At 73.5% G+C, this 24,782-nt stretch carries 23 protein-coding genes and 1 riboswitch; of the genes, 12 read left to right on the top strand and 11 right to left on the bottom strand.

Going from position 1 to position 24,782, the window contains the following annotated elements; genetic code table 11:
* Positions 1-2: 2 nt before the first annotated feature.
* Together EGX94_RS08735 and EGX94_RS08730 are read left to right on the top strand one after the other, a co-directional pair.
* The gene (locus tag EGX94_RS08735) at positions 3-986 is read left to right on the top strand and encodes an ATP-binding protein (protein WP_021798892.1); all 984 of its coding nucleotides are present in this window, start codon (positions 3-5) and stop codon (positions 984-986) included.
* 114 nt (positions 987-1,100) lie between these two features.
* Positions 1,101-1,379 (top strand): metal-sensitive transcriptional regulator, encoded by a 279-nt coding sequence (locus tag EGX94_RS08730; RefSeq protein ID WP_021798899.1) that lies wholly within the window; start codon positions 1,101-1,103, stop codon positions 1,377-1,379.
* On the opposite strand, the gene EGX94_RS08725 is transcribed toward EGX94_RS08730, so the two are convergent.
* The gene (locus EGX94_RS08725) at positions 1,368-2,039 is read right to left on the bottom strand and encodes a rhodanese-like domain-containing protein (RefSeq protein ID WP_021798897.1); all 672 of its coding nucleotides are present in this window, start codon (positions 2,037-2,039) and stop codon (positions 1,368-1,370) included. The genes EGX94_RS08730 and EGX94_RS08725 overlap by 12 nt on opposite strands.
* A 125-nt stretch (positions 2,040-2,164) precedes the next feature.
* On the opposite strand from EGX94_RS08725, the gene EGX94_RS08720 reads away from it, so the two are divergent.
* Both EGX94_RS08720 and typA read left to right on the top strand, forming a co-directional pair.
* Positions 2,165-2,344 (top strand): hypothetical protein, encoded by a 180-nt coding sequence (locus tag EGX94_RS08720; RefSeq protein WP_021798895.1) that lies wholly within the window; start codon positions 2,165-2,167, stop codon positions 2,342-2,344.
* Positions 2,345-2,610: 266 nt separating this feature from the next.
* Positions 2,611-4,488: a translational GTPase TypA gene (gene typA / locus EGX94_RS08715; protein ID WP_021798896.1), complete on the top strand. Its 1,878-nt coding sequence runs from the start codon at positions 2,611-2,613 to the stop codon at positions 4,486-4,488.
* 108 nt (positions 4,489-4,596) lie between these two features.
* On the opposite strand, the gene ygfZ is transcribed toward typA, so the two are convergent.
* From ygfZ to EGX94_RS08700, 4 genes are all read right to left on the bottom strand, one after another.
* Positions 4,597-5,583, bottom strand: coding sequence for a CAF17-like 4Fe-4S cluster assembly/insertion protein YgfZ (ygfZ, locus tag EGX94_RS08710; RefSeq protein WP_021798900.1), 987 nt, complete (start codon positions 5,581-5,583; stop codon positions 4,597-4,599).
* A 19-nt stretch (positions 5,584-5,602) separates the two neighbouring features.
* On the bottom strand, positions 5,603-6,106 hold the full coding sequence (locus EGX94_RS08705) for an FABP family protein (protein ID WP_021798893.1): 504 nt from the start codon (positions 6,104-6,106) through the stop codon (positions 5,603-5,605).
* Positions 6,107-6,109: 3 nt separating this feature from the next.
* Positions 6,110-6,268: a hypothetical protein gene (locus tag EGX94_RS13455; protein WP_155944972.1), complete on the bottom strand. Its 159-nt coding sequence runs from the start codon at positions 6,266-6,268 to the stop codon at positions 6,110-6,112.
* 139 nt (positions 6,269-6,407) lie between these two features.
* A complete protein-coding gene (locus EGX94_RS08700) occupies positions 6,408-7,826 on the bottom strand; it encodes an MFS transporter (protein ID WP_021798894.1) in 1,419 nt (472 codons plus the stop codon).
* A 576-nt stretch (positions 7,827-8,402) separates the two neighbouring features.
* Here EGX94_RS08700 and dtd point away from each other — a divergent pair.
* The 8 genes from dtd to EGX94_RS08660 all read left to right on the top strand — a co-directional run bounded on the left by dtd (position 8,403) and on the right by EGX94_RS08660 (position 18,258).
* Positions 8,403-8,834: a D-aminoacyl-tRNA deacylase gene (gene dtd / locus EGX94_RS08695; RefSeq protein WP_021796636.1), complete on the top strand. Its 432-nt coding sequence runs from the start codon at positions 8,403-8,405 to the stop codon at positions 8,832-8,834.
* A gap of 110 nt (positions 8,835-8,944) precedes the next feature.
* A complete protein-coding gene (locus EGX94_RS08690; protein ID WP_021796638.1) occupies positions 8,945-9,589 on the top strand; it encodes a winged helix-turn-helix transcriptional regulator in 645 nt (214 codons plus the stop codon).
* A 238-nt stretch (positions 9,590-9,827) separates the two neighbouring features.
* Positions 9,828-11,063: a hypothetical protein gene (locus EGX94_RS08685; protein WP_021796639.1), complete on the top strand. Its 1,236-nt coding sequence runs from the start codon at positions 9,828-9,830 to the stop codon at positions 11,061-11,063.
* A 241-nt stretch (positions 11,064-11,304) separates the two neighbouring features.
* A complete protein-coding gene (mshD, locus tag EGX94_RS08680) occupies positions 11,305-12,273 on the top strand; it encodes a mycothiol synthase (protein WP_051383735.1) in 969 nt (322 codons plus the stop codon).
* Entirely contained in the window at positions 12,270-14,453 is a 2,184-nt protein-coding gene (locus EGX94_RS08675; RefSeq protein WP_021796635.1) for an RNA degradosome polyphosphate kinase, read from the top strand. Before mshD ends, EGX94_RS08675 begins: the two co-directional genes overlap by 4 nt.
* Positions 14,450-15,355: an NUDIX hydrolase gene (locus EGX94_RS08670; protein WP_081660536.1), complete on the top strand. Its 906-nt coding sequence runs from the start codon at positions 14,450-14,452 to the stop codon at positions 15,353-15,355. Before EGX94_RS08675 ends, EGX94_RS08670 begins: the two co-directional genes overlap by 4 nt.
* 236 nt (positions 15,356-15,591) lie before the next feature.
* Positions 15,592-17,472 (top strand): ABC transporter permease subunit, encoded by a 1,881-nt coding sequence (locus EGX94_RS08665; protein WP_123826199.1) that lies wholly within the window; start codon positions 15,592-15,594, stop codon positions 17,470-17,472.
* Between the two features lie 9 nt (positions 17,473-17,481).
* The gene (locus tag EGX94_RS08660; RefSeq protein ID WP_021798734.1) at positions 17,482-18,258 is read left to right on the top strand and encodes a phosphate ABC transporter ATP-binding protein; all 777 of its coding nucleotides are present in this window, start codon (positions 17,482-17,484) and stop codon (positions 18,256-18,258) included.
* Positions 18,259-18,430: 172 nt separating this feature from the next.
* Here EGX94_RS08660 and EGX94_RS08655 read toward each other — a convergent pair whose 3' ends face one another.
* The 6 genes from EGX94_RS08655 to EGX94_RS08630 form a co-directional block, all read right to left on the bottom strand.
* Positions 18,431-19,075 carry a TenA family protein gene (locus EGX94_RS08655; RefSeq protein ID WP_021798743.1) on the bottom strand — a complete coding sequence of 215 codons (645 nt, stop codon included), beginning with the start codon at positions 19,073-19,075 and terminating at the stop codon, positions 18,431-18,433.
* Positions 19,072-19,872, bottom strand: a complete 801-nt coding sequence (gene thiD / locus EGX94_RS08650; RefSeq protein ID WP_021798732.1) for a bifunctional hydroxymethylpyrimidine kinase/phosphomethylpyrimidine kinase — start codon at positions 19,870-19,872, stop codon at positions 19,072-19,074. The genes EGX94_RS08655 and thiD overlap by 4 nt, the downstream gene beginning before the upstream one ends.
* Complete coding sequence (gene thiE / locus EGX94_RS08645) at positions 19,869-20,528, bottom strand: thiamine phosphate synthase (RefSeq protein WP_021798729.1); 660 nt, start codon at positions 20,526-20,528, stop codon at positions 19,869-19,871. Before thiE ends, thiD begins: the two co-directional genes overlap by 4 nt.
* On the bottom strand, positions 20,525-21,328 hold the full coding sequence (gene thiM / locus EGX94_RS08640; protein ID WP_043123246.1) for a hydroxyethylthiazole kinase: 804 nt from the start codon (positions 21,326-21,328) through the stop codon (positions 20,525-20,527). The genes thiE and thiM overlap by 4 nt, the downstream gene beginning before the upstream one ends.
* A riboswitch (TPP riboswitch) is annotated at positions 21,319-21,408 on the bottom strand. It overlaps the preceding gene by 10 nt.
* Positions 21,409-21,800: 392 nt before the next feature.
* A complete protein-coding gene (locus EGX94_RS08635) occupies positions 21,801-23,048 on the bottom strand; it encodes a glycoside hydrolase family 3 N-terminal domain-containing protein (protein ID WP_021798739.1) in 1,248 nt (415 codons plus the stop codon).
* Positions 23,045-24,478, bottom strand: coding sequence for a mycothione reductase (locus tag EGX94_RS08630; protein ID WP_021798740.1), 1,434 nt, complete (start codon positions 24,476-24,478; stop codon positions 23,045-23,047). Before EGX94_RS08630 ends, EGX94_RS08635 begins: the two co-directional genes overlap by 4 nt.
* Between the last annotated feature and the right edge of the window lie 304 nt (positions 24,479-24,782).

Raw genomic sequence — 24,782 nt, 5'->3', positions numbered from 1 at the left:
CCATGGAACGACCCGTCTACCCGTTCACCGCGATCGTCGGCCAGGACCAGATGCGCCTGGGGCTCGTCCTGGCGGTCATCTGCCCCGAGCTCAGCGGCATCCTCATCCGCGGCGAGAAGGGCACCGCGAAGTCCACCGCCGTGCGCGGCCTGGCCGCCCTGCTGCCCGAACGCGACGAGGTGGTCGGGAACCCCTACCACCTGTCCCCGGACGAGTTCGCCGCCTACGCCGACCAGCTCGGCCTGGAGCCCGCCGCGCCGCCCGCCGTCGAACGCCGCCGGGTGCAGATCGTCGAGCTGCCGGTGGGCGCCACCGAGGACCGGGTCACGGGCAGCCTCGACATCCAGGCCGCCCTCAGGCAGGGCGCGCGCCGCTTCGAGCCGGGGCTGCTGGCCGCCGCGCACCGCGGGATCCTCTACGTGGACGAGGTGAACCTGCTCGACAACCACGTCGTCGACCTGCTGCTCGACTCGGCGGCGATGGGGGTGTCCACCGTCGAGCGGGAGGGGCTGTCGGTGACGCACCCGGCCCGGTTCTCCCTCGTCGGCACGATGAACCCGGAGGAGGGCGAGCTGCGCCCGCAGCTGCTCGACCGCTTCGGCCTGTGCGTCACGGTGGCCGGGGAGACCGACCCGGCGGCCCGCGTCGAGGTGATCCGCCGGCGCCTGGCCTACGAGGACGACCCGGTCGCCTTCGCGGCGGCCTGGCGGGAGGCGGGCGACGAGCTGGCCGCGCGGATCGACCGCGCCATCGGCCTGCTCCCCGAGGTGCGGGCCGGCGACGACGCCCTGGGACGGGTGGCGTCCATCTGCATCGAGGCTGGCGTGGACGGTCACCGCGCCGACATCATGATGGTGCGGGCCGCCCGCGCCCTGGCCGCCTGGGACGGCCGCGCCCGGGTGGGGGCCGACGACCTCGACCGGGCCGGCCGCCTCGTCCTGCCGCACCGCATGCGCCGCCGTCCGTTGGAGGGCATCGGGTCCTGAACCGCGTCGCGGGATCGTCGGCGTGATCCGCGTCGACGGAGGGCACCGGGCGGCCCTGAACGCCCCGGATACCCTCCCGGGTATTCTTGGGGCACGTCGGAGGAGGGAGCCCGCATGACCGCGACGACGCCGACCGATGCCGGAACCGATGACGACCTGGCAGCTGTGATCAGACGCCTGCAGCGCGCCCAGGGCCAGCTCGGCGGCATCATCCGGATGATCCAGGACGGCCGCGACTGCAAGGACGTGGTCACCCAGATCGCCGCGGTGAGCAAGGCCGTCGACCGGGCGGGGTTCGCCGTCATCGCAGCCGGGCTGCGCCACTGCATCGCCGACCCGCGGTCCGGACCCGACCCGGCCGAGATGGAGCGGCTCTTCCTCTCACTGGCCTGAGGCCCGGGCGGCGGCCGTCCCGGACGACCAGGTGGCCAGGCCGCCGTCGAGGCTGCGGGCCCGGCGCCCGTGCCGGGCGAGGATCCGGCAGGCCGAGTAGCCGCGCAGTACACGACGAGCTCCCCGTCGGGCAGCCCGCCCAGCCGGTCGCGCAGCTCGTCCGGCGGGATGGGCAGCGAGCCGGGGATGGCCCGCCCGGGCGTGCTCGGCGGGCGAGCGGACGTCCAGCACGGCGGCGCCGGCGGCCGCGTCGGGTTCGTGCCACTGGAGGTTCTCGGTCGGCCCGTCGCGCAGGTTCTCGTCGACGAGGCCGAGCATGTTCACCGGGTCCTTCGCCGAGGAGGACTGCGGCGCACAGGCCGGTTCGAGGCGCCCCAGCTCGGCCGCCCGCGGACCGCCGGCCATCACCGCCGCGATGACGTCGATGCGCTTGTCCACCCCGGCCGGGCCGACGCCCTGCGCGCCCAGCACGTCGTCGGTGTCGGCGTCGACGACGAGACCGAGGTTCATCTGCTCTGCGCCCGGGCAGTGGCCGGCGTGATCGCCCGGATGGGTGCGGATGATGCGCAGCCGCCTGCCGGCGGCCCGGGCGCGTCGCTCGTTCCAGCCGGTGGCCGCCGCCCGGAGCCCGAGGACGCCGACGATGAAGCCGCCCGGCACCGGCCGCTCCGCCCACGATGACGATTCTCATGACACCATCGTGTCATATACCCCTGGGGGTATACAATCGGACATGGCCGGGCAGCCGCCCGTCCACCGCCGCACCGAATCGTCGAGGAGTGCTCATGTGCCGACCCGTCACCTGCAAGATCTGCGGCAGGACCACCTGGGCCGGATGCGGCCGGCACATCGCCCAGGTGAAGGCGCAGGTGCCGCCGCAGCGCTGGTGCGACGGCGACCACACCGCCGAGGAGGTCGCGGCGACCCGCAGGCCCGGGCCGCTGGGACGGCTGCTCGGGCGCTGAGCCAGGGCACGGGCCCACGGGTCGCGGACCGGCCGGAGGCCGCCCGGGCCCTGTCCCCGTCCCGAAACCACTGGCCAGAAGGGCATCGGGCCGTGCACACCGCAGGGCGGCCGCCATGGCCGCGACCGGCCGACCGTGACGGCGGCGGCCGGGAAGGATCGGGCCGGGCCGGAGTAGACTCGTCGCCCGTGTGCCCGCTCACGCAGGCATCCGGCCCGCGGCTCCCCGCCGTCCGTCGGCCGTCACCATCGCCATGTTGGAGTCCCATGCCCGTCCGCCAGGATCTGCGAAACGTCGCCATCGTCGCCCACGTCGACCACGGCAAGACCACCCTCGTCGACGCCATGCTGTGGCAGTCCGGCGCCTTCCGCGAGGGCTCCGACGTCGAGAACCGCGTCATGGACTCCATGGACCTGGAGCGCGAGAAGGGCATCACCATCCTCGCGAAGAACACGGCCGTGCGGCACACCATGACCGACGGGCGCGAGCTCACCCTCAACATCATCGACACCCCGGGCCACGCCGACTTCGGCGGCGAGGTCGAGCGCGGCCTCGAGATGGTCGACGGGGTGCTCCTGCTCGTGGACGCCTCCGAGGGCCCGCTGCCCCAGACCCGCTTCGTCCTGCGCAAGGCGCTCGACAAGAAGCTGCCTATCGTCCTCGTCATCAACAAGGTCGACCGCCCGGACGCCCGCATCGGCGAGGTCGTCGACGAGACCTACGAGCTGTTCCTGGACCTCCTCGACGACGAGGACGCCGGCGGTCTCGACTTCCCGATCGTCTACTGCGCCGCCAAGGCCGGGCGGGCCAGCCTCACCGCCCCCGCCGACGGCGCCCTGCCGGACTCGACGGACCTCCAGCCGCTCTTCGACGTCATCGAGGCCTCGATCCCCGCCCCCGCCTACACCGAGGGCGCCCCGCTCCAGGCCCACGTGACCAACCTCGACTCCTCGCCCTACCTCGGCCGCCTCGCCCTGTGCCGCGTCGTCGAGGGCACCGTGAGCCGCGGGCAGACCGTCGCCTGGTGCCGCCGCAACGGCACCGTGCAGGACGTCCGCCTGTCCGAGCTGCTCATGACCGAGGCCCTCGACCGCGTGAGCGTCGAGCAGGCCGGCCCGGGGGACATCATCGCGATCGCGGGCATCCCGGAGATCACGATCGGCGAGACGATCTCCGACCCCGACGACCCGCGCCCGCTGCCGCTCATCCACGTCGACGAGCCCAGCCTGTCGATGACCATCGGCATCAACACCTCGCCGCTGTCCGGCCGCTCCGGCACGCAGCTGACGGCCCGTCTGGTGAAGAACCGCCTCGACGCCGAGCTCGTCGGCAACGTCTCGATCCGGGTGCTCGGCACCGACCGGCCCGACACCTGGGAGGTGCAGGGCCGCGGCGAGCTGCAGCTGGCCGTGCTCGTCGAGATGATGCGCCGCGAGGGATTCGAGCTCACCGTCGGCAAGCCCGAGGTCGTCACCCGCCGCGACGGGGACGGCACCCTGCTGGAGCCCACCGACCGGCTCACCGTCGACGTGCCCGAGGAGTTCCTGGGCACCGTCACCGAGATGATGGGCACCCGCAAGGGCACCATGGACCAGATGATCAACCACGGCTCGGGCTGGGTGCGCATGGAGTACGTCGTCCCCTCGCGAGGGCTCATCGGCTTCCGCACCGAGTTCCTCACCTCGACCCGCGGCACCGGCATCATGAACCACGTCTGGGAGGGCTGGACGCCCTGGGCCGGCGAGATGCGCAACCGCCCCACCGGCTCGCTCGTGGCCGACCGCCAGGGCGTCGTGTCGAGTTACGCCCTGTTCAACCTGCAGGAGCGCGGCGAGCTGTTCGTCGGGCCCGGCGACGAGGTCTACGAGGGCATGGTCGTCGGCGAGAACTCCCGGCCGGACGAGATGGACGTCAACCCGACCAAGGAGAAGCATCTCACGAACGTGCGCTCCAGCACCGGCGACGAGCTCGAACGCCTCATCCCCCCGCGACGCATGAGCCTGGAGCAGTCGCTGGAGTTCTGCGCCGCCGACGAATGCCTCGAGGTCACCCCCGACGCGGTGCGCGTGCGCAAGGTCGTCCTGGACGCCCGGGACCGCGCCAAGGTGCGCATCAGGAACCGCAACCAGGACGCGAACGCCTGAGCCGGGGCCACCGCTCCCCTCGTCCCCTCCCGCCTCACTTTTCGTCCAACACCCGGGACATGCCCGAGGTGCGAGCACAGAAGCGAGGTGCGAGCGGCACAGACCGGTTCAGAGCGAACGGCGACGCGGGCCGACGGGGCGACGGCGCAGCCCTGCGGGCGGCCTCACGTGGAGCCCGATGTCGGGGTCGACGAGCGCCTCCTGAGCCGCGTCCACCCCGTCGACGACGAACTGCGCATCGACGGGAACGGCGCGTCCGACCAGGCCGAGGCCGATCGGGCCGTCCTGCCAGTGCAGGGCGCTGGCCCCGATGAAGCCCACCGGATCGCCGTCGAGCAGCAGCGCCGAGCCCGCCGCGGGCAGCCGGGAGCGCATGCCGTCGAGGTGCAGACGCACGAGCCGGCGCGGCGGGCGCCCCACGGAGTGGATGCGGGCGACGGTCTCCTGCCCGCAGTAGCACCCCTTGTCGAGAGCCGTCGCGTAGAGGCCGAGCTCGTTGGGCAGGGTCCGCTCGTCCGTGTCGACGCCGATGCGCGGGACGCCGGCGGCGATGCGCAGGGCCTCCCAGGCCCAGATGCCGGCGGCGCGCCCGTCGTCCTCGTCGATGCCGGAGGCGGCGATGCGGACGGCACCGGCGCCGAAGGGCGCGGGCAGGTCGGGGGCGAGCCCGGCCGGCGCCTCGCCCGCCCCGGCGCCCACCCACAGGACGTGGGCGTCGGGGCGTCGCTCGACGGCGACCCTGGTGCGGAAGACCATCGACGAGAGGAAGTCGCCGAGCGCACCGTCCGAGCCGGCTCCCCCGAACAGCCACAGGCGCCGACCGTCCTCGACGGCGTGCAGGACGTGCACGACGTGGCCGGACGGGTCGAGCACGAGCGCGTCGACGGCGGCACCGGCCCCGAGACCGGTGAAGACGCCCGTCGTGAGCGAGTGCAGCCACTCATGGCGGGCCGGACCCGCCACGGCGAGGACCTCGCGGCGGCCCAGCTCGACGACAGCGGAGCCCTCGACGATGGCGCGCTGCTCGGCCATGGGCTCGCCCCGGTGCCACAGCAGGCCCTCGTCGGGCCCGGCGGGGACGAAGACGGCGCTCATGCCGTCCTCCGGGCGCTCGTCACGGCGTCCTCCGCTGGAGGCGGGCCCACATGTAGGGCTGCAGCGGCACGTCCTTGGCGGCCCGGTCGAAGGTCCACATGAGGTCGGACTCGACGTTGCCGTACAGGCGCCGGCCGCCGGTGTACTCGAGCGCGGCGTTCCTGGTGCGGGCCACGACGTCGGTGACGAGCTCGATCCTGGCGCCGTCGACGCGACCGTTCCAGACCTCGCTCCAGCCGTCCGGGTGCGACAGGACGACCTCGACGCCGCCGTCCGCCACCGGGCGCCAGAAACCGGTCTCCATGCCCAGCGGTGCGATGGGACGACCGGTCTCGTCGGCCACGTAGGTCTGCGAGATGTAGTGCAGGTACGGCTCGCCGTTCGTGGCGAACTCGACCTGCTGGCCGAACTCGAAGTCGCCACGACCGGGCCAGTCGCCATGGCCGTTGCCGGCCCAGCGGCCGATGAGCCAGGCCAGCGGCATGAGCGCCGGGTTGAGATCCTCGGGGATCTGGAAGGGCATGGTTCAGCGTCTCCTGTCGTTGCGGATGAGCGGCCTCGACCGGCGCAGGTCCCGCGCCTCGCGACGGTGCAACCAGCGCACCACGGCGACCAGCAGGGCGACGGCCGAGGCGGCCACGGCGGCCACCGCGAGGAGGAGAAGGACCAGGTCGAGCATCGCCACCCGATCAGTCTAGGTCGCCGGCTGGAGCCGCCCCGCGGACGCGGGAGCCGCCCCACGAACGATCCATCCCGGCCGCCCCCACGAACGAGGGGCCCGGCCGTCGAGTGACGGCCGCCCCCTCGCGGGCCGGTCCGGGCAGTCAGATGACCGTGTTGGTCGCGTGCCGCTCCCTGATGACCTCGGCGTTCTCGGCGACCCGCCTCCTGCTGAGCGGGTAGAGGAACAGGAGGACGAGCGCGGCGACGAGGCAGCAGCCGGCAGGCAGGCCGGCGGCCAGGTTGTAGATGCGGTCGACGACTTGGGCGGTCTGCTGGGCACCGCCCCTGTTGGACTCGACGTAGCCGATGATCGACAGCATGGAGCCGCCGACCAGGCCGCCGATGCCCTGGGCGACCTTGCGGGCGAAGGAATTGACGCCGTACACGACGCCGTCCTCGCGATCGCCGGTGAGCACCTCGTGGTTGTCGATGACGTCGGTGATGAAGGCCCACACCATGAGGTTGAAGACGCCGGCGCCGAGGGAGCCGAAGAACAGGCCGACGAGGTAGACGGCCGGGCTGTGGGTGTGAACGAGGAACAGGGAGCCGTAGACGACGACGGCGAACAGCAGGGCCGTCACGGCCGACTCCTTGCGGCCGAACCGGCGCACGATGGCACCGGCGAACGGCGCGATGAGGATGACCGTCGTGAAGTTGAACACGAGGGCGATCGACATCATGGTCTTGTTCTGGAAGTAGTCGTTGTACAGATAGGTGAGCATCGTGCCCGACAGGTTCTGGTTGATGACGACGACGAGGTCGACGATGACCAGCACGAGCAGGGCCCTGTTGTGGGCCATGTCCCTGAGCATCTTGCCGAAGGGCACGGGCTCGGACTTCTCGACGCGGACGCGCTCGGTGGTCAGCCGGGTCAACGCGACGTAGCAGACGGTTCCGAGGGCGGCGAAGACAGCGGCGCCGAAGAAGAAGCGGGCGCCGTTGATCTGCTTGGAGTTCCCGGCGTACATGACCAGCGGGACGATGTAGGAGACGATGGCCGAGCCGACGGCGGCGCCGACCGAGCGCCAGGTCGACAGGGCGGTCTTGTGGTCGGGGTCGTCCGAGATGGCCGAGGCCATCGAGCCGTACGGGATGTTCACGAACGAGTAGAGGATGCCGAACGCCAGATAGGTGACGAAGGCGTAGACGATGCGCGCGCCCAGCGGAACGCCGGAGATGAGCGGCACCCACAGGATGATGGCCGAGACGAGCAGCGGGTACTTCATGCGGATGATCCACGGGGTGAAGCGGCCCTTGCTCGTGAGCTCGGAGTTGTCGGCGAGCCGACCCACCACGACGTCGATGAAGGCGTCGAAGAAGCGGGCGATCATGAACATGACGCCGACGATGGCGCCCTTGATGCCGAAGACGTTGGTGTAGAAGATCGTGAGGAACGAGTTCACCAGGTTGAAGGTGAAGTTGTTGCCCGTGTCGCCCAGGGCGTAGCCGATCTCGTCTTTCATGCCGAAGGGCGCGGCCTCGACGACCGCGAACTTCTGGCCTCCTGCGGGAATCGTCATCGGTTCCTCTCTTCCCCTGTCCAGTCGGAGCGGACCCCCGGCGGCCGCACGCGCACCCTTGCGAGCGCATGGGACGGGTCCGGACGGGCCGGGCCCTCTCGGAGCCTGTGACGGGACCGCTCGTCGCCGAGCCGCCCCGTCTCCGTGCCGGCGCCGTGCCGGCTCCCCGGAGCCGGATGGGTCCCCACCGGCTCCGAACGGGTGTCACGGACTGATCGGCCGAGGAGCGCCACGGCTCGTCCGGGGGAGGGAGCCCGATTCACAAGGCCGATGCTCTCAGCCCGTGTCGTGCACACGGCGCGCATTGCCAGCACTTGCCATCCGGCGCGCCCCGCGGAGCACCCGGGACGATCCGGCGTCCATTGCACTCTCGCCTCTTCTGACAAAGGATGATGCACCTCGAGGAGCCCGTCGTCGGGTCACGGGGCGTCAGCGCACCCCACGCGGATGGCAACCTCGTGCCACGATGCGGGGTCGACCGCCGGACGGGGGCGCCGGTGGGCCGCGCCCGGCGCACCGGGCCGGGCGCGAACCCTCCGCGGCGCCCGGGCGGCCGGCGGTGGGACCATTGGGGTCATGCGAGTCGTCCTGCAGCGCGCCCTGTCCGCCTCGGTGAGCGTCGACGGGGAGGTCGTCGGCTCCCTGCCCGGCCCCGGGCTCGTGGCCCTCGTGGGCATCACGCACGGCGACACGCCGCGAACCGCGGCGGACATGGCCGCCCGGACCCTCAGGCTCCGCATCCTGGACGGCGAGCGCTCCGCCTCCGACCTCGGCGCGCCCGTCCTCGTCGTCAGCCAGTTCACTCTCTACGCGCGCACCCGCAAGGGCCGTCGTCCCAGCTGGAGCGCCGCGGCCCCGGCCCCCGTGAGCGAGCCCCTCGTGGAGGCCTACGTCCGGGCGCTGCGCGAGGCCGGCGCCCACGTCGAGACGGGCCGCTTCGGGGCCCACATGGAGGTCGCGCTCGTCAACGACGGGCCGGTGACGATCCTGCTCGACAGCGCCGACTGATCGCCGACCGGACCGACCGGCGGTCGGGCCGCCGACGGATGACGGCTCCCCGACGATGGGGTGGGACCCGCTCAACTATCCTGAGGCGGGATCGACGACAGGAGGCGGACATGGCCCATGTGCTGTTCGTCTGCCCCGCCGGTCTCATCCCGCCGGAGAACCTCGTCCTGCTCCAGCACGAGCTCGTCGTCGCGGCCAACGGCACCGAGGCGCTCAACAACCTCGAGATCACCGACGCCGTCGTCGTCGACGCCCGCGAGGAACTCGCCGCGGCGCGCAGCTCCTGCCAGGTGCTCGCCGCGGTCGGCGTCGAGGAGCCGGTCATGCTGCTCGTCGCGCCCGAGTCGCTGTCGGTCGTCTCCCCGGAGTGGGGCATCGACGACCTCATCCTCGAGAGCGCCCGGCCGGCCGAGTGGGAACTGCGTCTGCGCCTGCTCATCGCCCCGCACGCGCACAGCACCCTGTCGAGCGGCTCCATCGAGATCGACGAGTCGGCCTGCACCGCCACCGTGGACGGCAACCAGCTCGACCTGACGTACACGGAGTTCGAGCTGCTGAAGTTCCTCGTCGCCCACCCCGGCCGGGTGCTCAGCCGCGAGGAGCTGCTCAAGAACGTCTGGGGCTACGACTACTACGGCGGCACCCGCACCGTCGACGTGCACGTGCGGCGGCTGCGCGCCAAACTCAGCACCGAGTACGACCAGTGCATCGGCACGGTGCGCAACGTCGGCTACCGCTTCGATCCCCGCGCGTAGCGCGACTCCTCCCGGTCAGCCGCGACGCGAGACCGATCCGGACTTCGATCCCCGCGCGCAGCGCGTCTCCCGGATGGTTCTCCGGGAGCCTTGTGCCGTGGCTCCCCTCGACCCCCGCGCGCAGCGCGACTCGGGCCCGGGCACCTCGATCCCACCGGGCACCTCGACCCCCGGGCGCAGCGCGGCCCGGCCTCGGAGGGCCCGCCGGACCCGTTCGCCGGCGGGTCATACTGGGGCCATGCACGACATTGCGCTGACTCCCGCCGCGCGGGCGAGCCTCGAGACGATGCACCGCCGCATCGTCCGGCTGGGCCTGCTCGACGACCGCCCCGAGCGCGTCGGCTGGATCAGCTCCGACGGTACCGCCACGACGGGCACCGTGCTCACCGCCGAGGAGGAGCTGCGCGGCGGCCCGCTGCGCTACCGGACCCGTTCGGCCATGGGCGCCGCGGCGCTGCCCGAGGGCTACTACTCGGTGCGCATCACCCACGAGGGCCTGCGCATCCAGCAGTGGGACGCCGAGGACCATCTGCGCCGGGTCCTGAGGATCGCGCGACGGGCCGGCCGGGGCCGCTACGGCATCGGCTTCGTCCCCGCGGTGGAGGGCGAGGCCGCCCAGCCGCTGGGCGGCGACTTCCGGGAGATGCCGGTCGAGGCCATCGTCCACCTGCGACGACTGCGCGCGCTGGCCGCCGACCCGCCGCGGGTGTTCGTCGTCGAGGTGCGGACGCTGCGCGCCAGGCTCGTCGCCGACAAGCCCATCCGGACCCTGCCGCTGAGCGTCGATCCCGGACTGGACGCGATCTACCAGCAGGAGTTCACCGGTGTGGACGCCGTGCGCCGCGACCGCGCCCTGGGCCGCACGAGCTCGGGGCTGAGGCCGCTGGGCACTGCCCGCTTCGACGAGCGCTGGCCGCATCTGGCGCGCAACACCTGGCCGGCCGGACCGGAGTCGTGGCGGCTGCTCGGCGCCCCGGACGGCACGACCGTCATCATGTCCGAGGGGCTGGCCGACCCGGTCCCGGACGACGGCCTGCGCATCGAGCTGTTCGCCGAGGTCGACGCCAGGATCGCGCCCGGCCCCGAGCTCGAGGACTACTGGATCTTCCACGCGCTGCGACGCGTGGCGAACTTCGCGATCAACGGCGGCCTCGTCTACGAGCGCATCACCCGCCGAGGCTTCTTCGTCATGCAGCTGACCGACGGTCCCGACGAGCTGCGCGGCCCCGGCGGCAGGGTCGCCGCGCTGCTCGGGGCGCCCTCCGATCTGCTGGCTCGCGAGCAGGTCTGGGGAGCCCTCGAGGTCGCGCTCGTCGGCGTCGCCCTTCTCGACCCGCGGCAAGCGGAGGGGCTCCGCGACGAGGGGGCCCGCGAAGCGTCCTGGCAGGCGCTGCTCGAGGCCGGGCGCGGCGCGCTGGGGCGCAACAATGCGCTGCGCATGAGCGGGAAGGCGCCCCGCCCGGTGCAGGAGTGACGCCGGAGCCGCTGGGCGAGCGACCCGTCGGCCTCCCCCGTCGGCCCGGGAGCCCTTCGCCCCGCCTCGCATCCCCGCTCCCACCCACCTCGTCTCCTGCTCAACACCCGGGCATGTCCGAGGTGGAAGCGCGAATGCGAGGCGGGAACGGATGAGGGGCGGCCCGGCACGCGGACGGGACGGTCCCGGAGCCGCGTCCGCAACGGCGGAGCACGCATCCGGGACGCCTAGGCTTGTGACCATGAGCACCGTCATCACGCCTCCGGCGATCCGCCTGTCCGAGCCCGACGCCGAGCTCGTCCGCGTCCTCGCGGACGACGTCGCCGCGGCCGACGGCGTGATGCCGCTCAACGAATCGGCCCGGCTCTCGCTCGGCGGGGCCGTCCCCCTCCACAGCCACTGGCTGGCACGCGAGTCCGACGACGGGGCCGGGCGCGGCCTGCTCGGCTACGCCCACTGGGACGGCCGCGAGCAGACCGTCCAGCTCATGGTGGCGCCGGGGGCGCGCCGCCACGGCATCGCGACGAGGCTCGTCCGGGCCGTCGTCGGCCACACCACCCTGTCGTGCGCGAGGGACGAGAAGGCCCCGATCCCCGCAGCCCTGAACTGGTGGGCCTTCGGCGACCTCCCCGCCGCCCGGGGGCTGGCCGCGGGCCTCGGACTGAGCCCGGTGCGCAGTCTGCTGGTCATGAGCATGGCGACGCCCGGCGACGACGAGCACGGCGCGCGCCCGCCCGAGGGGTTGACGCTCGACTCCTACCGCGACGACGACCTCGAGCGCCTCGTCGAGGTCAACCGGGCCGCCTTCGCGCACCACCCGGAGCAGGGCGCGATGACCGCCGAGGACGCCCGCCGTCGCATGGGCCAGGACTGGTTCGACCCGGCGGGGCTGATCGTCGCGCGCGAGGCGTCCGGGCGGCTCGTCGGCTTCCACTGGACCAAGGTCGAGGGCGCCGGCGAGGACAGGCGCGGCGAGGTCTACGTCATCGGCGTCCATCCCGACTGGGCGCGCATGGGCATCGGACGCGCCCTGCTCGATGCCGGTATCCTGCGGATGGAGAACCAGGGCGCCAGGGCGATCGACCTGTACGTCGAGGCCTCGAACCCGCCGGTGGTGCGCATGTACCGGTCCGCGGGCTTCCGGGTGGTCTCCACGGACATCGCCTACGCGCGCGTCCCTGCCGAAGCGGACCAGGAGCAGAACCGATGAACGGCACCACGGATCGGAGCACCGCGGAGCGGACCACGTCGTCCGAGGACCGGACCGACGAGCTGCCGAAGGACCGCTACTCCGAGCGCGAGTTGAGCTGGCTGGCCTTCAACAACCGCGTTCTCGACCTGGCCCGCGACGCCGGGCGCATCCCGCTGCTGGAACGCGCCAAGTTCACGGCGATCTTCAGCTCCAACCTCGACGAGTTCTTCATGGTCCGCGTCGCCGGCCTCAAGCGCCGCATCGACGCCGGCGTGGCCGTCCCCTCGGTCACCGGTATGCGGCCGCGCGAGCTCTACGACGCGATGCTCACCCGCGTCCACGAGCTGGTCGCCTCGCAGGCCGCGCTCTTCCAGGACGAGATCCTGCCGGCGCTGCGGGCCGAGGGCATCGACCTGCTGCGCTGGGGCCAGCTCACCGCCGACGAGCGGGCCCGCATGGACGAGCTCTTCACCGAGCGCATCTACCCGGTGCTCACGCCGCTGGCCGTCGACCCCTCGCACCCCTTCCCGTACATCTCGGGCCTGTCGCTCAACATCGGCGTGCTGCTGCGCAACCCGGCCAACGAGGCTCGCCAGTTCGCCCGCATCAAGGTGCCGGGCATCCTCGACCGCTTCATCCGGCTGGCCCCCACGCGGTTCGTCCCGCTCGAGGAGGTCATCATCAAGCACCTGTCCGAGCTGTTCAGCGGCATGCAGGTGGCCAGCTCGTGCGTCTTCCGCGTCACCCGCAACGAGGACGTGGAGGTCGAGGAGGACGACGCCGAGAACCTCCTGTTCGCCCTGGAGAAGGAGCTGCTGCGCCGCAAGGTCGGACGCCCGCCGGTGCGTCTGGAGGTCGAGGAGACCGTCTCGGACGAGCTGCTGGAGCTGCTCGCCGGCGAGCTGGACATCTCGGAGAGGGAGATCTTCCGGCTGCCCGCCCCGCTCGACCTCACCGGCCTGTTCGATCTGGCGGACGTCGACCGCGAGGACCTCAAGTACCCCAACTTCCTGCCGAAGACGCACCCCGACCTCGCCCCGGTCGAGACCTCCAGCGAGGCCGACCTGTTCAAGGCGATCAAGCGCCACGACGTGCTGCTGCACCACCCGTACGACTCCTTCGCGACGAGCGTCCAGCGCTTCGTCGAGCAGGCGGCCTCCGATCCGCACGTGCTGGCGATCAAGCAGACGCTCTACCGCACCAGCGGCGACTCCCCCATCATCGACGCCCTCATCGAGGCGGCCGAGGCAGGCAAGCAGGTGCTCGCGCTCGTCGAGATCAAGGCCCGCTTCGACGAGCAGAACAACATCGCCTGGGCCCGCAAGCTGGAGCGGCACGGCGTCCACGTCGTCTACGGCATGATCGGGCTGAAGACCCACTGCAAGCTCATCCTCGTGGTGCGCGACGAGCCGGACGGGCTGCGCCGCTATGCGCACATCGGCACCGGCAACTACAACCCGAAGACGGCCCGTCAGTACGAGGACATGGGTCTGCTCACCTGCAACCCCATCGTCACCGACGACGTCTCGCGGCTGTTCAACCACCTGTCCGGCATGACGGCCGAGACCTCCTACCGCCGGCTGCTCGTGGCCCCCAACGGCGTGCGCAGCGGCATCATCGAGGCCATCGACCGTGAGATCGAGCACGAGCGGGCGGGCCGGCGCGCGCGCATCCGCATCAAGGTCAACTCGATCATCGACGAGCAGGTCATCGACGCCCTCTACCGCGCCTCGCGGGCCGGCGTCCAGGTCGACCTGTGGGTGCGCGGCATCTGCGGCATCCGTCCGGGGGTGCCCGGCCTGAGCGAGAACATTCGCGTCATCTCGGTGCTGGGGCGCTTCCTGGAGCACTCGCGCATCTTCTGGTTCGAGAACGACGGACACCCCGCGGTGGGGATCGGCTCGGCCGACATGATGCACCGCAACCTCGACCGCCGCGTCGAGGCGATCGTCTCGATCACGAACCAGCGCCACATCGACGAGATCGGGGAGCTGTTCGACCTCGCCTTCGACGAGGACTCGGTCAGCTGGCGGCTCCACGACCGGCTGTGGCGGCCCGACACGCGCGACGCCGACGGCGGCCCGAAACTCGACATCCAGGAGCACCTCATCGCCAGGACGGCCGAGCGCCGCCAGACCACCCGCACCCCGCGCCGCACGCTGTTCATCCAGCGTCCCGGCGTCCTGCCGGACCGATGAGCGCGATGCTGGAGGGCGAGCCGGTCATCCGGGCGGCCGGCGCGGTGGTCCTGCGCACGAGGGGCGGGCGCACGCAGGCGCTCATCGAGCACGTCCCCCGCTACGGCACCTGGGGCCTGCCCAAGGGCCACCAGGAGAAGGACGAGCCGCTGCCGGTCACCGCGGTGCGCGAAGTGGACGAGGAGACCGGCGTCCGGGTGCGGCTCACGCGGCCCCTGCCGCCGCTGGACTATCTGGTGGACGGCGACCACAAGCGCGTCGACTGGTGGCTCGGCGTCGCCGAGGACGGGACGGTGGGCCCGCGCGACGACGAGGCCGACGAGGTGCTGTGGACCACCGTCGGCGAGGCGGACGCGCTGCTCGCCCACGACGACGAGCGGGCGCTGCTGGCCCGCGCCGCCGGGCTCCACGAGCAGGGCCCGACCGGGGTGCTCGTACTGACCCGGCACGCCAAGGCGAGCCCGCGCAAGGCCTGGAGGGGCGACGACTGGCTGCGCCCGCTGGCGCCCCGCGGCGAGCGGCAGGGGGCGCGGTTGCCCGCCCTGTTCGCCGCGTACGGCGTGAACCGCATCATCACGAGCACGTCGACGCGCTGCGCCCAGACCGTCGAGCCCTACGCCGAGGCCGCCGGGCTGGTCCCCGAGCTCGTCGCCCTGCTGAGCGAGGAGATGGCCGACGGCAACGACGAGCGGGTCGCAGCGTTCATGGCCGAGCTGCGGCGGGCCGCCGGAGCCGATCCCGGCATGCGCCCGGTCGTCTGCGGGCACCGTCCCGTGCTGCCCGCCATGCAGGCCGGCCTGGACGTCGAGAGGACCTCCATGCATCCCGGTCAGTCCCTCGTCCTCCACGTCGGGGCCGACGGGCGGGTCCTGGACGTGGAGTCGCACCCGGCCGTCGGGTGAGCAGGCGCCCCGGGACACCGCGCGGGCGGAGCCGGCCCCGGACCCGGACGACACAGCCGAACAGTCCGGGCCGGACGCCCACCACCGTCCGAGGACCCGTCCCGCTCCACGAGGGCGCCGGCGGGCGGCGTTCACGCAATGTTCGCCCGGGCCCTCCCGCCGCACCGGGCGCGCCGCATAGCCTCGGTAACGGCGGACGGCACGCGTCCGCCTCCGAGCCCGAGGACCCGCACCGGATGAACCGAGCAGCAGCGCACGGAGCCGCCCCGGCCGCCGACCCCGGCGGCGTGACAGCCCTGCCCGCCGTCGCGGGCGGCGGCGACCGGGCCGCGGCGGCCCTGGCCCGCGCCGGGGCCCTGCTGACCGTCCTCGTCCCGATGGCGCTCATCACCCTCCTGGCCTGCCAGTCGGCGACCTCGCCCGAGGGCTCGGCCACCGGCCTGGGAGCGCTGCTGGTCGAGGTGCTCTGCTCCGCTGCGATCGCCGTCGCCGTGGCCGCGCCCGTCGGCGCCGGCGCCGCGCTGTTCGCCACGCGGATCGCGCCGCGCCGGGCGCGCCGCCCGCTCGGGGCGCTCCTCGACGTCCTGGCCGCCGTCCCCGCCGTCGCGTACGCCCTGCTCGCCGCCGAGCCCCTCACCGGGGGCGCGGACGGCCCGGCGCGGACCGTCGTCCGCGGGCTGGTCCTGGCCGTCATCGTCACGCCGACGATCGCCTCGGGCGCCCGGGAGGTCTTCGCGCGGGTCCCGTCAGCGCTCGTCGAGGCCTCGCTGGCCCTCGGCGCCACGCGCTGGGAGATGATCCGGCAGGTCGTCCTGCCCTCCTGCGCGCGCGCCCTGCGCTCGATGACCGCCCTCGCACTCTCGCGCGCCCTGGCCGAGGCCCTCGCCCTGACCGTCCTGCTCGGCGGCGTCCGCCCCGACCAGCTGCGGGCGATCCCGGCCCGCGCCGCCTCGCGCTCCGACGCCTGGCGCCTCACCCGGCTCGCGGACGACGACATCCTCGGCAGGCTCGTCCTCGCCGCGCTCATCATCGTGCTCATCGACCTCGCGGCCGGTCTCTCCGCCCGGGCCCTGGTCGCCGGGCGCCCGCCGGTGCGCCCGCGCCGCGCCCGCCCGGGGCGCGGCATCCCGGCCGAGCTCGCCGCCCTCGACCGGGCCCTCGACGCGTCGCCGACCGCCGTCCGCCTGCCCCGCTGGACCGGCGCCGTGCTCGTGCCCGCCTGTCTGCTCGTCGCCGCACTGCTCGAGGCCCTCTCGTCCGACGGCGGTCCGCTCGGCGCGCTCATCGGCGGGGCCTTCGCCTGCCTGCTCGTCCACCCGCTCCTCGTCCTCGCCGTCGAGGGGCCGCGCAGCGCGGTGGACGCGGGCTGCCGCGATCTGTGCGCGGCGGCGTTCGCGCTGGCCGTGCTGCCCCTGGTCGTGCTGCTGGCGAGGGCCGCCGCCCCGGCGGGCGGCACGACCCCGGCGGCCCCTCTCCTGGGCGCGGTGGTCGGGACGCTGGTGACCATCACCGCCGCGATCGCCGTCTCGGTGCCCGTCGGCCTGGCCTGCGCCGTGTGGGCGGCCGAGTACGCGGAATGCCGCGCGGCCCGCATCGTCTCGTCCCTGACCGACGCCGCGGTCTCGGCGCCCTCCCTCGTCGCGGGCCTGCTCGCGCTGGCCCTGCGCATCGTGCTGGTCGGCCCGGGCCGCGCCCCGGCGGCCGCGGGCGCCGTCCTCGCGCTGTGCGCGCTGATGATCCCCTACGTCGCGCGCGGCGCCGTCCAGATGCTCGGCCTCGTGCCCGCAGCGCTGCGCTGGGAGGCGCTCGCGCTCGGCGCCGACAGATGGCGGGTCATCCTGCGCGTCGTACTGCCGACGGCCTCGGCCGGGCTCGTCTCGTCGACCGTCCTGGCGGTCTCCCGGGCGATCGGCGCGGCCTCCCTCGTGCTCGTCGTGGCGGGGCCGGTCGAGCGGCCGTCGCCGAGCGCCCTGGCGGACTGGATCGCCGGGGCGGCCGCCGCCGGGACCGCCCCCGGCCCGTGGACGGGGGTGCTGTGCCTGGTCGCCGTCGTCGTCGCGCTCGACCTGGTCGGCCGGGCCGTCGCGGCCCGGATCGGCCCGAAGGACGCCGCATGAGGAGCACTGATGGCCAGACGCGTTGAACTGAGGCATCTGAGCGTCCGCTACGGGGCGCTGACCGCCGTGCAGGACGTGAGCATGACGATCGAGCCGCGCACGGTGACCGCCTTCATCGGCCCCTCGGGGTGCGGCAAGTCGACGATGCTGCGCGCCATGAATCGGACGCTCGAGCTCATCCCGGGCTCCCGCGTCGAGGGGCGCGTCTTCATCGACGGCACCGCCATCCACGGGTCGGCGGTCGACCCGGTGCGGGTGCGCCGCGTCGTCGGCATGGTCCACCAGCAGCCGAGGCCCTTCCCCACCATGTCGATCCGCGACAACGTGCTGGCCGGCGTGCGCCTGGCCGGCCGCCGCATCGGGCGCGGCGAGGCCGACGCCCTCGTCGAGTCGTGCCTGCGCAGCACGAACCTGTGGGAGGAGCTCAGCCGACGGCTGGACGAGCCCGCGACGAGTCTGTCGGGCGGCCAGCAGCGCCGGCTGTGCATCGCCCGCGCCGTCGCCGTCGAGCCCGAGGTGCTCCTCCTGGACGAGCCCTGCTCGGCCCTCGACCCCCTCTCGACGCTGACCATCGAGGAGCTCATCGGGCGGCTGCGCGAGGACCGCACGGTGGTCGTCGTCACCCACAACATGCAGCAGGCGGCGCGGATCAGCGAACGCACGGCGTTCTTCAGCACCGACGGCCCCGGCACGCCGGGGCGCCTGGTCGAGTACGACGACACGGCGACGGTCTTCTCGAACCCCCGTCACCAGCAGACCGAGGACTACATCACCGGCCGCTTCTGAACCACGGGCCGTTTCCGAGCGGCCGCCCCGCTCCCCGCCCGACCCAGTATCACTCCGCTCCCACCTCACCCAGGTGCTCCCACCTCGGACACGACCCGGGTGTCGGCGCAGAAGTGAGGTGGGACGGCGGGACGAGAACCGGGCGGGACCGCTCGGACCGGCCAGACCTCCGTCAGACCGGCCAGGCCTCCATCCGCCAGGCGGCGTCCCAGAACATCCACTCGTAGCGGCCGGCCTGCTCGCCCGCCGAGGCCATGCGTCCGCGCAGCGACCCGTCGCCCTGCTCGGCGACGCGGTCGACGATGGCGCGCACCCGCAGCGTCTGCTCGGCGAAGGCCGGGTCGGCGTAGGTGCCGATCCAGTCCCCGTACGGGTGGTTCGTCAGGTCTCCGGCCGCGGCGAGGATCCGCTCGCCGACGTCCTGGTAGATCCAGAAGCACGGCAGCACCGACGTGGCGGCCACCCCGTACTCGCCGCGGGACTGCGCCAGGAGGAACGAGGTGTAGGCCGCGCAGCTGGGCGAGGCGACGGCGTCCGCCATGACGTCGACGTGCCGGGCGTGCAGGGCGCGTTCCACGACGATCGAGTCGCGGGCCCTCTCGGCCCAGAAGACGAGCTCGTCGGGATCGTCCGCCAGGGAGGCGACCCGGGCCAGGACGCGGGCGTACTGGCCCAGGTAGAGCGCGTCCTGGCGCAGGTAGTGGTCGAAGCGCTCGCGCGGCAGGGAGCCGTCGGCCAGGGCCCCGAGGAACGGCAGCTCGTCGATGGCGGCCCGGATCGGCGCGATGCGCGCCCAGAGGCGTTCGGTGAAGCTCATCGGTCCTCCTGCGGCCAGTACGCGTGGAAGTGGTGCACGGGGCCGTGCCCGTGCCCGACGCCCAGCGCATCGGCCGCTGCGATGGCGTCGTTCAGGTAGGCCTTCGCGGCGCGCACGGCGCCGAGCCAGCCGTCGTGGCGGGGTCGCAGCGCGGCGATGGCCGAGGACAGCGTGCAGCCGGTGCCATGGGTGTTGCCCGTGTCGATGCGTCGGCCGCGCAGCAGCACCGGGCCGTCCTCGTCGACGTAGACGTCGGTCGCCTCCTCGTCGAGGTGGCCGCCCTTGACGAGCGCGCGCCGCACGCCGAGGCCGCGCAGGGCGCGGGCCTGGTCGACGAGCTCGTCGATGCCGGTCGCCGGGTCGGCGCCGAGCAGGACGGCGGTCTCGGGAAGGTTCGGGGTGATGAGCTCGGCGACCGTGCACAGGCGGCGCACCTCGTCGACCGCGTCCTCGTCGAGGAGGGCGTCGCCGCTCGTGGCGACCATGACGGGGTCGAGGACGGTGCCGGTCAGCCGGGGCAGGTAGTCGCCGACGGCACGGGCCAGTCCGGCGGTGGCGAGCATCCCGATCTTCGTGGCGTCGGGTGCGATGTCGTCCAGGAGGGTGTCGAGCTGGGCGCGCACGAAGTCGACGGGCACGGCGTGCACGCCGGTGACGCCGAGGGTCGACTGGGCGGTCAGGGCGGTGATGACGCACATGCCGTAGGCGCCGTTGGCGCTGAAGGACTTCAGGTCGGCCTGGATCCCGGCCCCTCCGCTGGGGTCGGAGCCCGCGATGGACAGGGCGGTGACGGTCATCGCAGCCCCTCCCGCCAGGCGGCGAGGAGCTCGGCCGCGGCCCGACGGGGGTCGGGCGCGCAGCAGATCGCCGAGACGACGGCGCCCCCGGCGAGGCCGGCGGCGGCCAGCGGGGCCATGTCGGGCGCCTTGACGCCGCCGATGGCCACGGCGGGCAGCTCGACGAGGGACGCGGCACGGGCCACGCCGGCGACGCCGAGCCCGCCGGGCGCGTCGGTCTTGGTCGCGGTCTCGCGCACGGTGCCGATGCCGAGGTGGTCGCAGGCGCCCTCGTCCTGCGCCGCGATGACCTGGGCGTCGGTGCTGGCCGACAGGCCGAGGAAGGCGCCGTCGCCGATGAGGGCGCGCACGAGGAGCGCGGGCAGGTCGGACTGGCCGACGTGGACGCCCGCGACGCGCGCCCCGAGCTCGCGGGCGGCCAGGAAGACGTCGACGCGGTCGTTGACGAGGACGGGCACGCGCGAGCCGACGGCGCGGCAGACCTCGATGACCTGCCGCAGGAAGGGGCCGCCGTCGGCGTCCTTGGCGCGCAGCTGCACGCAGGTGGCGCCGCCGTCGACCGCCGCGACGACGGTCTCCAGGACGCTGCGCCCGGCGCCGGCGCACTGGGCCTCGTCGGTGACCAGGTACAGGCTCAGGTCGGGTGCGGGCCTCATGACAGCGGGATCCTCTCGAGCTCGGCGCCGTCCACGGAGGCCAGGGCGTCGAGGAAGGCGGGCTGGAAGGAGCCCGGCCCCGAGGAGCTCCTCTCGGCGATCTCCGCCGCCGCCGAGTAGACGACGTGCGCGGCGGCGACCGCCTCGAGCGCGTCGACGCCGACGGCCCGTCCGGCCGCGAGGAAGGCGGCGAGGACGGCGCCGAGGGCGCAGCCGCCGCCGGTGACGCGGGTGAGCATCGCCGAGCCGCCGCCGACGCGGACGACGCGGTCGGACGAGACGATCGCGTCGACGGGGCCGGAGACGGCCACGACGGGGCCGAAGCGTTCGGCGAGGGAGCGGGCGGCGTCGAGCGCGGACTCGACGTCGTCGGCGCTCTCGACCCCTCGTCCCCCCGTTCCGGAGCCGGCCAGGGCGATGATCTCGGAGGCGTTGCCGCGCACGGCCGTCGGCCGTTGGGCGATGAGCCGGTGGGCCAGCGCCGTGCGCTGCACGAGCGTGCCGACGGCCACCGGGTCGAGGACCCACGGGGTGCCGGCCCGGCGGGCGGCCACGGCGGCGTCCATGGAGGCGCCGCGCTGCTCGGGGGTGGGCGTGCCGACGTTGATGAGCTGTCCGTCGGCCGTGGCGGCGAACGGCCCGGCCTCGCCGATGATGTCGACCATGGCGGGCGCCGCGCCGAGGGCGAGCAGGACGTTGGCGGTGAAGTTGGTGACGACCGAGTTGGTGATGCACCCGACCAGGGGCGGGGCGGACCTCAGCCTGTCGAGCACGGTGCGGGCGGTTGCGTGGTCGATCATGGCGACATCCCTTCGTCAGTGCTAACTGGACAGGTTCGACGGGTGTGATCTCAGCCATCGGGGCACCCCGTGTCACCGTGCACGGTAGCAGCCGCGGCGGACCCCCGCGAGGCGGGGGCCCGCGCAGGGGCCGTCGGGCGCGGCCCGCCCCCGGGGCTGGGCACGCCGAGTGAGTGGGGCGGATCGTGCAAGGGGCGAGAAGTGCGAGAAGTCGACGGGCAGCCCCGCGGGGCGGGGCCCGCGGCCCTGGTCGTTCCGCCGGGTCCCGAGCCGCACCGGTCCCCCGTCCCCGCCCCGCTCATGCGCTCCCGAGACCGTCCCGGGCGTCGGCACGGTCTCGGGAGCCGACGAGAAACCCGGCGAGCCCCACTGCCGCGCCGGGGAACCGGGGGAACCGCCAGGACGCGTGGAGCGCGTCGGGGCAGGGCCCTGGCCGGGCGGGAAGGCGCTCGGCCGCGGCGGGGCGGGACGCTCAGCCGCAGCTCACGACGCCCGCCCGCTGCTTCAGGGTCAGCACGCGCGCGGCCTTGTCGGTGATCTGCGTGGCGAAATCCTGGTCGGACCGGGCCGCCTCGAGGGTGTTCCGCACCATCTCGTTGACGGTGGACGGGTCGACGTCGAGGGCCAGGTCGCCGCCGGCGCGCAGGAAGCGCGTGCCGCGTCCGGCGACGTCGTACGCGTCGAGGGCGGCCGCGGCGCCGAGATCGTCGGAGACGATGACGCCGCCGTAGCCGAGCCGGTCGCGCAGCAGGTCGGTGACGATCGCGGACGAGAACAGCGCCGGGTTGTCGGGGTCGATCTGCCGGTAGATCGCCGAGCCCACCATGATCGTGTCCGTACTGCCCGACAGGGCGGCGAAGACGCCGACCGTGTCGCTGTCGGCTCTCGTCGTGGTGTCGACGGCGACCGCCTCGTCGGTGTTGGCGGTCACGTCGCCGAGACCCGGGAAGTGCTTGATGCTCGTGGTGACGCCCGCGGCGTGCATGCCCGCGATGACGGCGCCCGCGTTCGTCGTGACGTCGGAGGCCGTCTGGCCGTAGCCGCGACCGAGCTGGCCGATCGGCTGGTTCCGGGTGCTCATGTCGGCCGTGACGACGTCGGCGACCGGCGCCAGGTCGAGGTCGACGCCGGCCCGCTCGAGCTCGCCGGCCCACGTGGTCCAGTCGCTCGTGATCCGGTCGGCGGGCCGGCCGGCCTGCTCCTCGGCCGACGGGATCGGGGTGAAGCCGCTGCCGCTCAGGCGGGTGACCTCGCCGCCCTCCTGGTCGGCGGCGATGAGGGCCTCCGAGTCCTGTTCACGCAGGGCCCCGGTGAGCGCGGCGGCATCGTCGGCGTCCAGCGAGCCGGGCTCGGTCATGAGGATGACCGAGCCGACCATCTGCTGGCCGAGCTCGCCGGCGGCGACGCTCGGGGTGCGCTGGGTGATGGCGCCCATGTAGAGCGTCTGCACCTGGGCGGACAGGCTCATCGAGGCCGCCTTGGCCGAGCAGGCCGCGTCGGGCGAGGCGGCGCCCGAGCTGATGGCCGACGGCGGAGCGCTGGTGCTCCTGGTCTTCTCCGGCGTCCCGGCCGTCCCGCTCGGGGACGGTTCGCCGCCGCCCGAGCCCCAGGGGCCCATCGCGCAGCCGGCGGTGGTCATGGCGAGCAGGGCCGCGCCGACGAGACCGGTCGCGACGCGCCCGCGGCGGCGCACTGCTCCCGTCGTCCCGCCGGCCCTCACCGCGCCCCCTCGCACTCGGCGGCCGCGGCGAGCAGGGCGTTCTCGACGACCTCGGCGAGCTCGGGGTGCGCCCAGTACTGGCCGCGGGCCATCGTCCCCACGTCGATGCCGAAGCTCATCGCGGCGACGAGCAGCTGACCGAGCTCGGGGGCCTCGGGGCCGATGACGCCGGCGCCGAGCAGCAGGCGCGTCGCCGGGTCGACGAGCAGCTTCACGAAGCTCGTCCTGTCGTCGAGGGCCCAGCCGTAGGCGACCGTGTCGTAGGGCTGGACGACCTTGACGTACTCGGTGCCGGCCTCGCGCAGCGCCTCCTCGGTGGCGCCGACGGTCAGGACGGGCGGCTGGCCGAAGATGGCCTGCGGGACGGGCTCGGCGGGACGGGCGATCGGCTCGTCGGGGTGCAGCAGGTTGTGCTGGACGACGCGGGCCTGCGCATTGGCGACGTGCTTGAGCAGGTGGTGGTCGCAGACGTCGCCGAGTGCCCAGATGTGCTCCCGGCTGGTGCGCTGGTGCTCGTCGACGACGACGAAGCCGGCCTCGTCGACGTCGACGCCGGCGCGATCGACGGCCAGCTGGTCGCCGTTCGGCACGCGCCCGGTGACCACGAGCAGGGCGTCGGTGTTGTAGCGGTACTCGGTGTCGGACGGATCGACGAAGCGCAGCAGCAGCCCGCCGCGCTCGGCGGGTTCGACGGACGAGAGCCGCTGGTTGAGGCGCACCGCGAAGTGCTCGGCGGCCAGCTGCGTGGCGCGGGCGGCGATCTCCCCGTCGATGCGGCGGAGCAGGCGGTCGGAGCGGTTGACGAGGGTGACCCGGGAGCCGAGCGAGGCGAAGATGTGGCCGAACTCGATGGCCTCGACACCGCCGCCGACGACGACGAGGCGGTCGGGCAGCTGCCTGACGCGCAGGATCGTCTCGGAGGTGTGGATCATGCCGGCCAGGTCGGGGTCGTCGAGGCCGGCCGCGGCCAGCGCGCGGGGGCGCGAGCCGGCGGCGATGACGAACTGGTCGGCGGTGATCGTCCGGTGGCCCACCTGCAGGGTGTGCTCGTCGACGAAGGCCGCCGCCTCGCGCAGCACGGTGACGTTCCGGTTGGACTCGCGCCAGGCCAGGCCGGCCCGCGAGATGCCGTCGGTGCGCCCGAAGACGCGCTGCTGGAGCGCTCCGAGGTCGACGCCATCCAGGTGGAGGTCCACGCCGAGGCGCCGGGCGTGCTCGGGGGCCGCGGCCATCGTGGCGGGCACGACCATCATCTTCGTGGGGATGCAGCCGACGTTCAGGCAGGTGCCGCCGAACCAGAGGTCCTCGCCGACGCCGCGGTCGACGAGGGCGATGCTCCGGTCGTCGAACCGCTCGTCGACGATCGAGTTGCCCGACCCGGAGCCGATGATGCAGATGTCGAAGTGGTCTTCGGTGTGCGCGTGGGCCATGCGTCCATCCTTGCACGGACTCGTGACGGGACCGGAGCGCATGGACGCCGCGCGCCCGGCCGGGGGCCGGGGCTGCGGCCGTGCCGTGGGGCTGCTGACGGGTGGTCGACTGCCCTGCGGTTCCCGCGGGAAGTCCCGCAAGGATCGCAGAGCGGACCTCTTTCTCGCGTTTCTCGCGTCCGAGGCACTGCTCTTGGGTCCGAAGCACTGCCCGGAATATCGAATTGAGAGATCAATCATCCCGGGTTCCGGGACCTTCTCCGCGCCTCGTCCTTTGGTGGTTCACTGATCTGTGAGTCGGGCC

Source organism: Propionibacterium acidifaciens (genome assembly GCF_003798325.1).
GTDB lineage: Bacteria > Actinomycetota > Actinomycetes > Propionibacteriales > Propionibacteriaceae > Propionibacterium > Propionibacterium acidifaciens.
This window is presented reverse-complemented; position numbering and strand designations above follow the sequence as displayed.